The sequence below is a fragment of the Armatimonadota bacterium genome (genome assembly GCA_016125185.1).
In the GTDB taxonomy this organism is placed as follows: Bacteria; Armatimonadota; Fimbriimonadia; order Fimbriimonadales; family Fimbriimonadaceae; genus Fimbriimonas.
Window position 1 is genome coordinate 228,545 of record WGMG01000007.1, and the last position, 13,077, is coordinate 241,621.

General features: G+C 56.5%; 15 protein-coding genes. 14 read left to right on the top strand and 1 reads right to left on the bottom strand.

From position 1 onward, the window contains the following. Window positions 1–24 precede the first annotated feature (24 nt). The 8 genes from GC165_18635 (at window position 25) to GC165_18670 (ending at window position 5,261) form a co-directional block, all read left to right on the top strand. Window positions 25–1,368, top strand: coding sequence for a hypothetical protein (locus GC165_18635; protein ID MBI1334888.1), 1,344 nt, complete (start codon window positions 25–27; stop codon window positions 1,366–1,368). Between the two features lie 133 nt (window positions 1,369–1,501). Then, entirely contained in the window at window positions 1,502–1,882 is a 381-nt protein-coding gene (locus GC165_18640; GenBank protein MBI1334889.1) for a hypothetical protein, read from the top strand. Between the two features lie 110 nt (window positions 1,883–1,992). Then, window positions 1,993–2,163, top strand: coding sequence for a 50S ribosomal protein L33 (gene rpmG / locus GC165_18645; GenBank protein ID MBI1334890.1), 171 nt, complete (start codon window positions 1,993–1,995; stop codon window positions 2,161–2,163). A 16-nt stretch (window positions 2,164–2,179) separates the two neighbouring features. Then, on the top strand, window positions 2,180–2,362 hold the full coding sequence (rpmF, locus tag GC165_18650; GenBank protein MBI1334891.1) for a 50S ribosomal protein L32: 183 nt from the start codon (window positions 2,180–2,182) through the stop codon (window positions 2,360–2,362). An 83-nt stretch (window positions 2,363–2,445) separates the two neighbouring features. Next, window positions 2,446–3,315: a hypothetical protein gene (locus GC165_18655; GenBank protein ID MBI1334892.1), complete on the top strand. Its 870-nt coding sequence runs from the start codon at window positions 2,446–2,448 to the stop codon at window positions 3,313–3,315. Window positions 3,316–3,333: 18 nt separating this feature from the next. Next, window positions 3,334–3,663: a hypothetical protein gene (locus GC165_18660; protein ID MBI1334893.1), complete on the top strand. Its 330-nt coding sequence runs from the start codon at window positions 3,334–3,336 to the stop codon at window positions 3,661–3,663. Continuing rightward, on the top strand, window positions 3,664–4,158 hold the full coding sequence (locus GC165_18665) for a YajQ family cyclic di-GMP-binding protein (GenBank protein MBI1334894.1): 495 nt from the start codon (window positions 3,664–3,666) through the stop codon (window positions 4,156–4,158). Between the two features lie 2 nt (window positions 4,159–4,160). After that, window positions 4,161–5,261 carry a histidinol-phosphate transaminase gene (locus tag GC165_18670; GenBank protein MBI1334895.1) on the top strand — a complete coding sequence of 367 codons (1,101 nt, stop codon included), beginning with the start codon at window positions 4,161–4,163 and terminating at the stop codon, window positions 5,259–5,261. Here the strand turns inward: GC165_18670 and GC165_18675 are convergent. After that, window positions 5,258–5,545: a hypothetical protein gene (locus GC165_18675; GenBank protein MBI1334896.1), complete on the bottom strand. Its 288-nt coding sequence runs from the start codon at window positions 5,543–5,545 to the stop codon at window positions 5,258–5,260. The two genes, GC165_18670 and GC165_18675, sit on opposite strands and share 4 nt — an antisense overlap. A gap of 227 nt (window positions 5,546–5,772) precedes the next feature. Here GC165_18675 and GC165_18680 point away from each other — a divergent pair, with 227 nt between their 5' ends. From GC165_18680 to GC165_18705, 6 genes are read left to right on the top strand one after another with little or no spacing between them, the layout of a single operon-like run. Continuing rightward, the gene (locus GC165_18680; protein MBI1334897.1) at window positions 5,773–7,251 is read left to right on the top strand and encodes an AAA family ATPase; all 1,479 of its coding nucleotides are present in this window, start codon (window positions 5,773–5,775) and stop codon (window positions 7,249–7,251) included. Next, the gene (locus GC165_18685; GenBank protein ID MBI1334898.1) at window positions 7,248–7,943 is read left to right on the top strand and encodes an NTP transferase domain-containing protein; all 696 of its coding nucleotides are present in this window, start codon (window positions 7,248–7,250) and stop codon (window positions 7,941–7,943) included. The genes GC165_18680 and GC165_18685 overlap by 4 nt, the downstream gene beginning before the upstream one ends. Continuing rightward, window positions 7,859–8,827, top strand: coding sequence for a hypothetical protein (locus GC165_18690; GenBank protein ID MBI1334899.1), 969 nt, complete (start codon window positions 7,859–7,861; stop codon window positions 8,825–8,827). The genes GC165_18685 and GC165_18690 overlap by 85 nt, the downstream gene beginning before the upstream one ends. Beyond that, window positions 8,824–9,618, top strand: coding sequence for a TIM barrel protein (locus GC165_18695; protein MBI1334900.1), 795 nt, complete (start codon window positions 8,824–8,826; stop codon window positions 9,616–9,618). The genes GC165_18690 and GC165_18695 overlap by 4 nt, the downstream gene beginning before the upstream one ends. Further along, window positions 9,615–10,664 carry a gfo/Idh/MocA family oxidoreductase gene (locus tag GC165_18700; protein MBI1334901.1) on the top strand — a complete coding sequence of 350 codons (1,050 nt, stop codon included), beginning with the start codon at window positions 9,615–9,617 and terminating at the stop codon, window positions 10,662–10,664. Before GC165_18695 ends, GC165_18700 begins: the two co-directional genes overlap by 4 nt. After that, on the top strand, window positions 10,661–11,425 hold the full coding sequence (locus tag GC165_18705; GenBank protein ID MBI1334902.1) for a TIM barrel protein: 765 nt from the start codon (window positions 10,661–10,663) through the stop codon (window positions 11,423–11,425). The genes GC165_18700 and GC165_18705 overlap by 4 nt, the downstream gene beginning before the upstream one ends. The last annotated feature ends 1,652 nt before the right edge of the window (window positions 11,426–13,077 follow it).

Genomic DNA, 13,077 nt, shown 5'->3' on the forward strand with positions numbered 1-13,077 from the left:
AGATTCAGGAGTCAGGGTTGACTCATGGATTCCAATCAGAACTTCTCCCGCCGAAAATTCCTCCAAACCACCGCGACGACCGCCGCCGGGCTCAGCTTGGGCACATCGTCATTCGCCAGCATGGGTATCGAAAAGATGCCGGAAGGCGCCAAGAAAAAAGCCGCACCCAGTGACAAAATCGTCATGGGCCTCATCGGCTGCCACGGCATGGGCGCCGCCAATATGCGCAACCTGCTCAACTACGACGACTGTGCGTTTGCCGCTATCTGCGATGTCGATACCTCGCGCATGGGAGACGAAATCAAATTCCTGACCGACAAGAACGGCAAAAAGCCGGACACCTACACGGACTATCGCAAAATGCTGGAGCGAAAGGATATCGATGCGGTGGTCATCGGCTCGCCCGACCACTGGCACGCCCTCAACCTGATTCATGCTTGTGAGGCGGGCAAAGACGCCTACTGCGAAAAGCCGATCAGCCACAACTTTGTCGAAGCCAAGGCGATGATGGCGGCCAAAGCGCACTTCAACAAAGTCGTGCAGGTTGGAACTTGGCAACGAAGTACGCGAGAGTTTCACGATGCGATCGAATACATTCGCGCCGGAAAGCTTGGCCGAATCACCCACTGCCGCGTCTGGGGATGGGACGGAACCAAGATCGGCCATCAAAGCCCGACAACCCCTCCTTCGACCCTCGACTATGACATGTGGTGCGGACCAGCCGAAATGAAGCCGTACCAAGCGAACAAGACTCACTACAATTGGCGATGGGTTCGAAATACCGGCGGCGGAATCACCACCGACTGGGGAGTCCACATGATCGACATTGCCCTGCTGGGTATGAGCAAGGGACTCGACCTGGTGATGCCCGATGAGGTCGCAACCTACGGCGGACTCTGGGCTTCCGACGGCGACGATCGCGACACCTTTGACAGCGTGGAATCGGTGATGCGATTCAGTGATCCAGATTTCGTCCTGACCTGGTCCCTCTTGAGAGATCATCCCGGCAAGGATGGCAACGGTTGCGAATTTATCTCAGCCGATGGACGAACGCTACGAGTTTGGCGAGGCAACTGGCTCATTCTCGATGCCAACGGAAAAGAACTTGAAAAAGAACCAGCGGCGCCGTTGGATTCGGATCACTGGCGAAACTTCCTCGACTGCGTCAAGAGCCGAGAGAAGCCGCGATCCGATCTTCACTCAGTTGGCCAGACGACCATCGCCTGCCACCTTTCCAACATGGCCCTGTACTCTGGGCAAACGGTGAAGTTCGACAAGAAGAAGATGGACGTGATTGGCAACAACGGCAAGAACAACCTGTCCTACTCGCGAAAGTATCGAAAGGGCTACACGCTCAAGCAGTACTAGCCAGTACAGCCGTCTAAAAGCCCTCACCGTTCAACGGTGAGGGCTTTGCTTTGTAGGTTCCTCAAAATATACAGCGGGCCTCCAGTTCCGGCAAAAACCGCCAAACATAACAAAGTACTTGAGGTTTTTGACCATGTTGAAGAGTTTTGTTCGTGCCGGGCTTCTGCTCGGAATAGGTGCCGGTCTGGGCATTTGGTTTGCTCCAGCAGGCACACGTCACGCGATGGCGGCCAAACTTGGCATCGTCCAAGGTAAGGCTAGCGAATTCCATCAGCACGTCGGATCGCGCTGGTTAGCTTCTGCCGAAAAATCGCTGGCATCCATGCCAAAAGTCGATGTTTCGAAACTCAATCGCGAGCAGTTTGCCACCTGGGTGGACTCGGCCAAGAAGACCTACGCAACGGTTTCCGACGAGGTGATTCGAACTAAGAAAACGGTCGACGCGGTCGGTCTGTATTTCGAGAAAGCGAAGGACGATATCCGCAAAGGAAACGAGCAACTCGCAAAGATCTGAAACGCAGACGAAGACCCGTTGCAAAACGATTCAGTTTTTGACCATAATAAAGGTTCTGCCGGGTGCGCGCCCGAATCTCATCAAAGCCGCACCGAGTTGAGGATTGTCCCATGGCGAAGAAAAAAGGCGAAATCAGAGAAATTATCCGGCTCGTGTGCACCGAGGATGGGAAGAGTTATTACACGACCACCAAGAACAAGCGAAACACTCCCGACCGACTTGAGCTGATGAAGTTCAATAAGAACCTGCGCAAGTACACGTTGCACCGAGAGAAGAAGTAAGAGGACGACAGAAGAAATGCCAAATCCTAAGCGACGATTTAGCCACCAGCGAACGGCCCTGCGCCGTACCAATTATACGACCGAACTGCCGGAGATCACCTCGACCAAGCAGGTCGATGGCGAGCCGTTCCGAAAGAACCACAACGCCAGCCCCGAGGGTTACTACAAGGGCCGACGACTTCCCGGCTTCAAGGACTAAGGCTTCTCAACCTCAACTGAATGCCGTCTTCTTTCGCGGAAGGCGGCATTTTTTTGCGCCGAAATCGACTATAAACTAAGGGCATGCGCCAGTTCTGGAAGTTCTCGAAGCCGCACGGAGTCGGATATGGCATCAGCAAAGGCTTCTACCTTTCGGTCCTGGGTGGGACGCCCGTCCTTCCCCCGATCTCCGCGATCGTGAGTCCGAAAGCCGCCAACGGCGCATTGGAAGGGTTCGGCGCGCCGCTGGTCGATAGCAAGGACAAAGCATTGCTGGATTCACCGATGATCCGTGGCACCTACGCCCTCGCGACCAAAGACCGCAAGACCGTCGTTCGGCTAATGGTGATGTCGGCCGAGGAAGCTGGATTCTCACCCGATACCATCGCGAAAAGCGCGTTGGCTTCGCGCCTGTCTCCCGATCTGCTGGCCCGGCTCCGCTCCACCTGGCACCTCATGCAACTCAGTTTCGAGAGCTTCGACCCGGATGTCTATCCCTCGCTCGACTTCATTCTCGGGATCGCCACTAGGCTTGGGACGCTCACGAACGCCGTCATAGCCGATCCGATTTCGGAGCGCTACCTGATGCCGAACGAGCTGTTCATGCGACCCCGAACCGATCCGAGCGTCGATGCCCGCGAGCATATTTACGTCCACAGCCGCCCCGAGGGCATGAATTGGCATGTCTTCACCAAGGGCCTCTCCAAGTTTCTTCAGCCCGAGTTGGAGCTGTATGGTGTTGCACCCGGCGACCAAGAAGAAGCGGCTCGGTTCCTCATGGCCGCATCCCAAGGCGTCCTCCAGGGCTTTCTAATTCAGAACGGATCGGAGGTCGGTCCCTTCGAGGCCCGTGCCGGGGGAACCAACAAAGCGCTGTGGGGCAACACGGCGGTGCTGGAACTGCTGCCGCCCACCGGGAAGCCGGTCGGCGAACTCCTGAGAATGCTCCACTGACGGGTATCCTAGAGAGGTATGAAGCTCCGAGAAGGGGATAGAGTTCGCATCGTTACCCGCGAAGTCACCGAAGACGACCGAAAGACCAACCGCTACTACGGTCACATGGCGGGCTTGACGGGTTCCGTGGCGAACATCTATGGCGACGCCGAGATCGCCGTTCAGGTCGATATCAACACCCTGACGAAAGTCTCGCAAGACGTGCATCGCGAGGCAACGGTCCGTATGCGCGCCAAGCTCAACGACGCCCTCAGCGAAGTCCAGCGCAAAGAACTGACGAAGGAAGAACTGGAGTTCGACACTCACTTCATGCTCCTTTGCCACTCACAGGATTTGGAGAAGATTTAGTTGGCCGCCGATTTTAGCTTCGATATCGTCTCGAAGGTTGATCCCATGGAGATCAAGAATGCCATGGATCAGGCTGACAAGGAGCTTTCGAATCGCTACGACTTCAAGGGCACGAAGGCCGAACTGATCTTCGACGGAAAGCTCGACATCGTGCTGGTCGCTGACGACGAATTCCGAATGGAACAGCTCAAGGACATCGTGTTCAGCAAGATGCTGAAGCGCGGCATCGACGCCCGCCAGATCGAGTGGGGCAAGGTCGAGCCATCCGGCAACATGACGGTCCGATGCAAGCTGAACCTGAAGCAGGGCATTTCGCAAGACAAAGCGAAGGCCCTCGCGAAGCAGATTCGGGATAAAGGGCTGAAAGTGAACGCCCAAATTCAGGGAGAAGAAGTCCGCGTTTCGGGCAAGAGCAAAGACGACTTGCAGAAGACCATCCAATTCGTCAAAGGGCTCGACCTCGACTATCCGGTCGACTTCATCAACTTCCGTTAACAATGTCCGACCTGCACGTTCGTCCCAACGTCCTCAAAATGACGCCCTACTCGCCGGGCAAACCGATTGAGGAAGTGAAGCGGGAGCTTGGCCTCACGCGCGTCATCAAGCTGGCGAGCAACGAGAATCCGCTTGGTCCGTCGCCGAAGGCGGTTGCCGCCATCAAAGAAGCGGCTGATCAAATCCATCTTTATCCCGACGGCTCGGCCTTTCTGCTTCGTCAAGCCTTGTCGGAGCACTACAGCCTTCCTATTAGCCAAATCATCGTGGGCAACGGAAGCGACGAACTCATCCATCTGCTCGGGCAGATTTTCCTGGGTTTGCCGGAAGACGAAGTCATCGTCGGTTACCCGTCGTTTGTCCGCTACGATGCTTCGGCGGGTCTGGCTGACTGCCAACTGGTTCGAGTGCCCTTGACCGAGGATATGCGCCTCGACCTGGGGGCGATGGCTGCGGCGGTGACGGACAACACTCGACTCGTCTTCATCGCCAACCCCAACAACCCGACGGGCACGATCGTGACCTCGGACGAACTGGACCGGTTCTTAGCTGCGATCTCTAGCGATGTGGTCGTGGTCCTCGACGAAGCCTATTTTGAGTTCGCCGACGGCACGCCGGGTTATCCAAACTCGCTTGACTACATCAACCGCTATCCGAACGTGGTGGGCATGCGGACCTTCAGCAAGACCTACGGCCTCGCCGGGATTCGAGTCGGCTATGCTTTTGTCTCGGACACGATTAGCGACGCCATTGACCGCGCTCGCGAGCCGTTCAATGTGAACCTCATCGGCCAGGTTGCCGCCAAGGCCGCCCTCGGAGATCGCGACCATTTGCAGAAGACGGTCGAACTCAATCGTCAAGGTCTGGAGCGTATGGAGAAAGCCTTCCTCGAACTCGGCGCAAAGCCGTTCAAGAGCTACGCAAACTTCATCATGGCCGACCTGGGCCAACCGGCTCGTCCAGTCTTCCAAGCCCTCCTCGAACGGGGAGTGATCACCCGCTCAGGAGACGTCTTGGGCATGCCGAACTGCCTCCGCGTCAGTGTTGGAAACGCAGAAGAAGTTCAGATTTTTGTCGAGGAACTAACCAAAGTACTCGGTTAGTCGAGGAACGTTGTCATCACTTTGGCCGCCGGCACAATGCCGTGGACAACTTGCTTTTCAACGGTATAGGTTTGGTCGAACTTCGCCTCGATTGCGGACAAGGCGGTTGACAGGATGCAGTCGTCTACTTCGCTCAGGAGGTAGACCTTGATCTTAACGATTTGGTGAGATAGCGTTAATTTGACGCCAAGAACACCCAATTCCCACAAAGGAGCGAACGCCTCCGCAATGGTGCGCTCAAGGTTATCCTTTTCGTAAACACTATCCTTAGCGTTCTCTGGCATGGCCGGTATCCCCACACTATGGAATAACGTACGATTTCCATTTTCGTTCAAGTTCCGAACAAAATGGGCGTTTGTTAACACATGATAACACGAGCCTCCAGCAAAGACAATTCAAATGTTTTTCTTACATTCGGAAGTCTATGGGTCTAAAGTCCCAGAAGCATTTTTGGAGGGCCAAAGGCGATTGATGAAACGAAAGACGGCTGAGGCGGGTAACTTTTCGCTAGATGACTGCGGCCAGTGAGATTGAAATCCTCGTTCGATCCAAATACCCGATTCTCTACATCGTTTCGTGGGAGGAAAGGCGAGTGGAAGCCGCACTCCTTCGCATTGCGTCCGAGCTTAAACGAACCCTGCATGTGTGGTCGCTGACCCAGGGCATGCGCCCGTCGGTCCCGCAGTCGCAGGGCAAATCCTCTCTGCCGGGCGAACTCGAAGCCCTTGCCCAGGTGTATGAGTCCGGGGAGGGCACCATTTTCCTGCTGAAGGATTACCACCCGTACATGAAGGATCCCCGCGTGATCCGCCTTCTGCGCGATATCGCCTTCAAACTTCGCAGTCGGGCGCAGACGCTTGTGCTCATGGGGCCGACCCTAAACCTGCCATCCGATCTCGAAAAGGAAGTGTCGGTCGTGGACTTCCCGTTGCCCGATGCGACCGAAATCGGCGGGGTTCTCGATAAGGCTCTCACCGCCGTCAAGGACAATCCGAACATCGATTCGAAGGTCTCCGATGAGGACCGCGAGACGATCATTAAGAGTTGCCAAGGGCTGACGCTCGACGAAATTGAGTCGGTATTCGCTAGGAGCATCGTTCAGACCAAGAAGTTTGACCAAGAAGTCATCCTCGAAGAAAAGCAACAGATCATCCGCAAGACGGGAATTCTCGAATACTATCCACCCAATAACTCGCTGGCCGATGTCGGCGGTATGGAATCGATCAAGGAATGGCTTGACCAGCGGTCCACTAGCTTCACCGACAAAGCTCGCGAGTTCGGCATTCCTGTGCCCAAGGGCATTCTTTTGCTCGGCGTCCAAGGATGCGGCAAGTCGTTGACAGCCAAAGCGATCGCGGCTAACTGGAAGCTTCCGATGCTTAAGCTCGACGTCGGACGAATCTTTGGTTCGCTCGTCGGCCAAAGTGAAGAGAACATTCGGAAGGCGATCAGTACGGCCGAGTCGGTTGCACCCTGCATTCTTTGGGCGGATGAACTTGAGAAAGGCTTTGCCGGCACCAGTTCCGTCGGGGATAGCGGCACCACGGCCCGGGTCTTTGCCACCTTCCTCACCTGGATGCAGGATAAGACCGCACCGGTCTTTTTGATTGCCACCGCCAATGACGTCTCGGCGCTGCCGCCCGAGCTTTTGCGGAAAGGTCGATTCGACGAAATCTTCTTCATCGATCTCCCCAAACTCAAGGAGCGAGAGCAGATTTTCGACATCCACTTGCGCAAACGCAAGCGTGACCCCAAGACATTTAAGCTCAAACTCAAGCCGCTCGCCGAGAAGACCGAAGGCTTCAGCGGCGCCGAAATCGAGACGGTCGTGGTGGCCGCCCTTCAGCGCGCCTACCACGAGGACCGCGATCTTATCCAGGACGATCTTGTGAAGGAGGTCGCCGCCTGCGTGCCGCTCAGCGTGATGATGAAAGAGGATATGGAAGCGTTGCGAGATTGGGCGCACCTGCGTGCAAGGCCCGCCTCGTGAGGGCCGTCATTCCCGCTGCGGGGCATGGAACCCGCATGCAAAGCGTGACTCATGGCGGCGCGAAGGAACTTTTGCCGCTCGCGGGCCGGACCGTCATCGAACACGTGTTGGCAGAGGGTTTCAAGCACTGTGACCATGCGATTGTGGTTTGGGATATCACCAAAGGCGAACTTCCCGACGGCGTGGCCTGGGTTCCGCAAGTACCTCAACGTGGCCTCGCTCCGGCCATTGCCAGCGGAGTTACAACCGAAGACTCCAACTTAATCCTCCTTCCCGACGCCGTCTTTTTGCCCTATGATCCCGCCGGAAAAATGGTCGCGATGGGCGAGGGCGACATCGTTCTTGCCCTCACCAAAGTGGGGGATGACGAGGTTAACAAATTCGGAATTTGTGAAGTGGACGAGGACGGCTGGGTCACCAAAATGCTGGAAAAGCCTTCTCCTTCGGAGACGGAAAGCCGATGGGCGATCTGCGGAAGGTATAGAATGTCCGGGAAGGCGGCGGCGCTGCTGCTTGAGTTGGTTGCGCAGGCGCCCCTGGGTGGGTCGGAAACCGACCTCTCTTCCTTCTTTCGCGAAGCCCAGGAGCGAGGAATGCGGATCGCAGGATGCTTCTTGGACAGCTCCATTCGGCGGTTCGACTGCGGCGACCCGACTGGCTACGCCGATGCCGTCGAGGCTTTTGCATCATGAAGATTTCCTATTCCGCGCCCGGACGGGCGGGAATTCTCGGCAACCCGAGCGACATTTACGGTGGTAGCGTTATCTCGTGCGCCACGCCCGCCCGAAACACATGCACCATCGAAGAAGCGGACGAATGGGACCTGCCCGCAGACACCACTCTTTGGGATGCTGCGGTTAAGCGACTGCCGACCAACAAGAAATATCGCGTCACTTGGCACTCAGAAGTGCCGCGCTCCAGTGGACTTGCGGGATCGACCGCCTTGCTGGCGGCGACGGTAGCGTGTCTGACTGAGGTTCACGAGGACTTTCGGGAGTTCGCCGAGCTTGTCCGCGATATCGAACTGCGCGAAGCCGGAGTCGTTTGCGGGTACCAGGACGCTTATATGGTGGTCCACGGCGGCATGAAGTACCTCAACTTTGAGGGGAAGCACCCCATTGACAGCGGCCCGCTTGGCCGGGTCAAAGACGTTCGTCTAAATGGTCAGTTTCTGTTGATCACGACCGGCGTGGAGCGGCTCAGTGGCTCGGTTCACGGTCCGATCCGCGACCGATGGCTCGCGGGCGAAAAGGAAGTCGTGGACGCCATGGAAGAACTGGCGGATATGGCCGATTCGGCCAAAAACGGACTCTCGATTAACGACCTCGGCCACCTGATGACGCGTAACTTTAAAATCATCCAAATGCTGGGCGGATCGGGCGAATCCATCGACCGTTTGGTGCAGGACTGCCTGGGCTGTGGTGCGGTTTCGGCCAAGCTCGCCGGTGCAGGTCTCGGCGGAACCGTTATTGCCCTTACCGAAGACCCAGACGACCTCCAGCAAAGATTGACCGAAATGGGATATACCAAGTTCTTGCGGCCGGTTGCGGACGAGGGATTGAGAAAAGAAGCATGAGTTGGAAGCTAAGCGCTTTTGCGGATGAGATCGACGGGGATATCGAGGTTCAATTTGCCCACCTGAAGGAGAACGGAATCGGCTTGGTCGATCTCCGCTCCGCCTACGGCAAAAACGTCATGGCCCTCAGCGACGAAGAGATCGCGTCGTACGTGGCTCGTGCCGCCGACTTTGGCGTCACCGTCAACTGCATCGGCTCGCCCGTCAACAAAGTCGTGATGGCCGATTCGCCCGCCGAAGCCGAACTCGATAAGACCAAGCGAGCCATCGAGGCGGCGAAGTTCGCGGGCACGAACCGCATCCGATTTTTTACACCGCAAGGCGACGACTTCGATGCCGTCTGTGCCTGGATCGAGCCTCAAATCAAAGCCGCCGATGAGGCGGGAGTCGTGCTGATGCACGAGAACGACGCCAAATACTACGGCGCGTACCCTGACAACGCCAAGAAGCTGGTTGAGCGATTCGCCTCGCCGAGCTTCCGGTTCGCCTTTGACTTTGCGAACACGGTTCAGATCGGCTTCCGCGCCATGGACGACTGGTTCCCGTGGCTCCTCCCCTATCTGGAGACCATCCACATCAAGGATGCCCGCGAGGACGGTAAGGTCGTGCCCGCGGGTGAGGGCGTAGGTCAGGTCAAGGAAACGCTGGCTTGGCTGAAGGCGCAGGGATGGGAAGGCGTGCTCTCAATCGAGCCGCACCTTCAGTTCGCCGGTGACCGGGGCGGCTTTTCCGGCATTGAGTCTTTTCAAATCGCAACGAACGCAATCAAGGGGATCATGGCAGGCTTATGAGCGAGATTAGATTTGGCATTTTGGGGTGTGGAAATATTTCGAAGACCCACGTCCACGGCATCACGCATTCGGACGGCGCGACGCTGGTCGCGGTGTGCGACGAAGTCGGCGAGAAGGCGAAAAAGTTGGGCGAAGAGGTTTCGGTCGCCGCGTTTTCGAACTTCGATGAGTTCGTGAAAGAGGTTGACGCCGTGGTCGTGGCTCTGCCGAGCGGCATGCATGCCGACTACGCGGTGCGCGCCGCCGACCACGGAAAGCACGTCCTCACCGAAAAGCCGCTGGATATCACGCTAGCTAACGGATTGCGGATGGTCGAGGCTTGTGAAGCGGCTGGTGTCAAGCTCGCTTGCATCTCCCAACACCGCTTTGCCCGCGACATGAAGCGCCTCCACGATGCCGCTCAGGGCGGCGAGCTTGGGACGCTGATCCAGGGCGATTCGTACACCAAATGGTTCCGAAGTCAGGGTTACTACGATAGCGCCGGATGGCGCGGCACCTGGACGATGGATGGCGGCGGATGCTTGATGAACCAAGGCGTCCACTACGTCGATATGATTCAGTGGATCATGGGCGGTGTCCGGTCGGTACAGGCTCGGGTTCGCACTGCGTCTCATACCATCGAAGTGGAGGACCAGGCGATTGCCATGGTCGAATACAACAACGGCGCGCTCGGCGTGATCCAGGGCTCGACGTCGGCCTACCCGGGTATGTCTGAACGAATCGAGGTTCACGGCACCAAGGGAACGGTGGTCATCGAGGGAGATCGGGCCAAGATTTGGGTCACTAAAGAGGTCGAAGAGCAGGAGCCATTTGGCCCTTCAGTCACGCTCGGAAAAGCTCACGACTTGGACGATGATCCGACGACGGCAACCTGGAATGAAGCTCATCGGCTTCAGATTCAGGACTTTACGAACGCTATCCGAGAGAACCGCGATCCGTTTATCACCGGACGCCAGGCGTTGGAACCGCTGAAGGTCATCTTGGCCATTTATGAGAGTTCGCACCGAGGCGGCTCACCGGTAGGCCTCGAGGAGTTGCTACCTTGAAGTTCGGAGCTCAACTGTACACGCTTCGCGACTTTTGCAAAACCCGCGATGGCTTCCACGATTCCCTGAAGAGAGTGGCGGCCATGGGCTACGAAGGTGTGCAAGTTTCGGCTGTCGAGGCCTTCTTGACGGAAGTCTCTCCGACGGAGCTTAAAGGGTGGCTCGACGAACTCGGGCTGACCTGTTGCGCAACACACCGTCCGTGGGATCGCCTGATGGAGCATTTGGACGAAGAGATCGACATCCACAAGACGATCGGGTGCCATGTTGTTGGCATCGGCATGGGTCCCAAGAAATGCTTTGATGGCGGACCATCGGAGTGGCGCAATTGGCTCAAAGATGTTGACCGAGTCGTGACAGAAATGTCTGAAAACGGCCTCGTATTTGCCTACCATAACCACGCTATCGAATTCGAGAAGAAGGACGGCATCCGGGCGATCGACATTCTGGTTGCCGAAGCCAACCCTGATCTGCAGTTCATTTTGGATACCTATTGGGTTCATCACGCTGGTGGGTGTTGTGTGGACTGGATCAACCAGCTTCGCGGACGACTCGACGTAGTTCACCTGAAGGACAAGGCGGTTTCGGGCTGGGATACCCGCTATGCGCCTGTTGGCGAGGGCAACCTACCTTGGCACTCTATTCTTCCAGCCTTGGACGATGCGGGCACCGTCTGGGGCGTGGTCGAGCAGGATGATTGCTACGGAGAGGACCCGTTTGACTGTCTAGATCGATCCATCAAGTATTTGAACCAAGCGTAGACTTCGGTGTTAGAATGAGAGGGATGGAACGGCGTCCAACGAAGATTCAGGAAAGGCTGATTTACGGTTGGATGTATGGCCCGACATTGGTCACCCTGTTCGGACTCGCCATTGTTTGCCTAGTCATTGACGGACCATTGGCTGAGCGCTTGACGTGCGCTTCTGTCTTGATACTCATTGGGGGCGTTTGCGTCTTAGTCTTTCGAAAGCTCATCAAAAGGCCCCTTATCCTTCCCAATACTTCCTCTTATCGGAAGCTCCTATATGGAAGCTTGCTCTTCGGACTCGTTGTGACGATTACCAATGGGCTTCTTAATAGAGGAGGGCAGTTTTTCAACGAGTTCACTCGAAATGCCATTCTTTTCTGCTTGCTTTACGCTCCGTTTGCATTGTTTCAGCCGCCTACCATCCGTCGAGACTTCACTAGAATCCGATAGTCCTTACCTAACCAACTTCCTCGCGGTAGGGTTCAAATGCGGGTAAACCAAGCAACAGTATGTTCTTGCTTCCAATGTTGCTAGCCAGCCACCAAACTCCGGTTCTGCCCGCTCTCTATGGTCCGGTGGCGCTCCACTTCAATCTGGCTACGACCGGAAACCCGTTCGATCCGGCTGTCAACGACGTCCGAGTGATCTTCCACAAAGGCAGCCTTTCCGAAGAACGACTTGCTTACTATTCTCACGATCAGTGGCACGTCAAGGGCTATGTTTCCGAGCCTGGCTCGTACACCGTGGATATTGAACTGAACGGAGAAAAGAAGGCGACCGTCCCGGAAATCAACGTTCCCGGCCAGACTCAAAAGGGCATTATCCATGCGGAACACCAATGGTTTTTCGACGGTTCGGGTCGGCCGTTTTGGCCAGTTGGCATCAATACGGCGTGGGGCTCCCAGGGGAAGCCGGTCACCTCTTACTTCCCGAAAATGAAGGAGGCAGGCATGAATTGGGCCCGCGTGTGGGCGTGCCACTGGGACGACCATAACCCCTATTGGACCATCAATGTTCCCAAACCCAAAGACGACTGGATGAGCGAGGACGTCCTCGACCGATGGGACGACATCGTCAAAGCGGCGGAGAAAAACGACATTCATTTTCAGTTTGTTTGCTTCCACCATGGGCAGTGGTCCTCGACCGTCAATCCCAACTGGCAGGACAACCCTTGGAACAAGGCGAATGGGGGCTTTCTCACCTCGGCTTCCGACTTCTTTACCGACCCTGAGGCTAAGCGGCGAACGAAGATGCTGCTCCGCTACCTAGTGGCGCGGTATGGCTACTCGCCCTCGATCATGGCTTGGGAGTTGTTCAACGAGGTGCAGTTCACGGACCGGGCCCGCGACAAGAACGATTGGGAAACGATCGGAAAGTGGCACGACGAAATGGCGACCTACATCCGTTCTATCGATAGCGCGCACCACCTGATCACGACCAGTTCTGAGTTGGATAAGCCAATCTGGCGGGAGATGGATTACATGCAGGGACACGGCTATCCGTCTAGCGTTGCCGGAATGTTGGCCGGAACCAAGAACGACGGGCCAAAGCCGGTCTTCTTCGGCGAAATTGGTCCGTCGGGAGCCGGAAGCGACAAGATGGCGAACATTGCCGCCCGCCGCGAGGGAGTGTGGGCCGCCTTCTTTGCCGGACATGCGGGTGCAG

What these genes read in the sequence shown, in the direction of transcription:
- GC165_18635 (MBI1334888.1), top strand. Translation starts at nt 25, where the DNA reads ATGGATTCCAATCAGAACTTCTCCCGCCGAAAATTCCTCCAAACCACC.
- GC165_18640 (MBI1334889.1), top strand. Translation starts at nt 1,502, where the DNA reads ATGTTGAAGAGTTTTGTTCGTGCCGGGCTTCTGCTCGGAATAGGTGCC.
- rpmG (MBI1334890.1), top strand. Translation starts at nt 1,993, where the DNA reads ATGGCGAAGAAAAAAGGCGAAATCAGAGAAATTATCCGGCTCGTGTGC.
- rpmF (MBI1334891.1), top strand. Translation starts at nt 2,180, where the DNA reads ATGCCAAATCCTAAGCGACGATTTAGCCACCAGCGAACGGCCCTGCGC.
- GC165_18655 (MBI1334892.1), top strand. Translation starts at nt 2,446, where the DNA reads ATGCGCCAGTTCTGGAAGTTCTCGAAGCCGCACGGAGTCGGATATGGC.
- GC165_18660 (MBI1334893.1), top strand. Translation starts at nt 3,334, where the DNA reads ATGAAGCTCCGAGAAGGGGATAGAGTTCGCATCGTTACCCGCGAAGTC.
- GC165_18670 (MBI1334895.1), top strand. Translation starts at nt 4,161, where the DNA reads ATGTCCGACCTGCACGTTCGTCCCAACGTCCTCAAAATGACGCCCTAC.
- GC165_18675 (MBI1334896.1), bottom strand. Translation starts at nt 5,545, where the DNA reads ATGCCAGAGAACGCTAAGGATAGTGTTTACGAAAAGGATAACCTTGAG.
- GC165_18680 (MBI1334897.1), top strand. Translation starts at nt 5,773, where the DNA reads ATGACTGCGGCCAGTGAGATTGAAATCCTCGTTCGATCCAAATACCCG.
- GC165_18690 (MBI1334899.1), top strand. Translation starts at nt 7,859, where the DNA reads ATGCTTCTTGGACAGCTCCATTCGGCGGTTCGACTGCGGCGACCCGAC.
- GC165_18695 (MBI1334900.1), top strand. Translation starts at nt 8,824, where the DNA reads ATGAGTTGGAAGCTAAGCGCTTTTGCGGATGAGATCGACGGGGATATC.
- GC165_18700 (MBI1334901.1), top strand. Translation starts at nt 9,615, where the DNA reads ATGAGCGAGATTAGATTTGGCATTTTGGGGTGTGGAAATATTTCGAAG.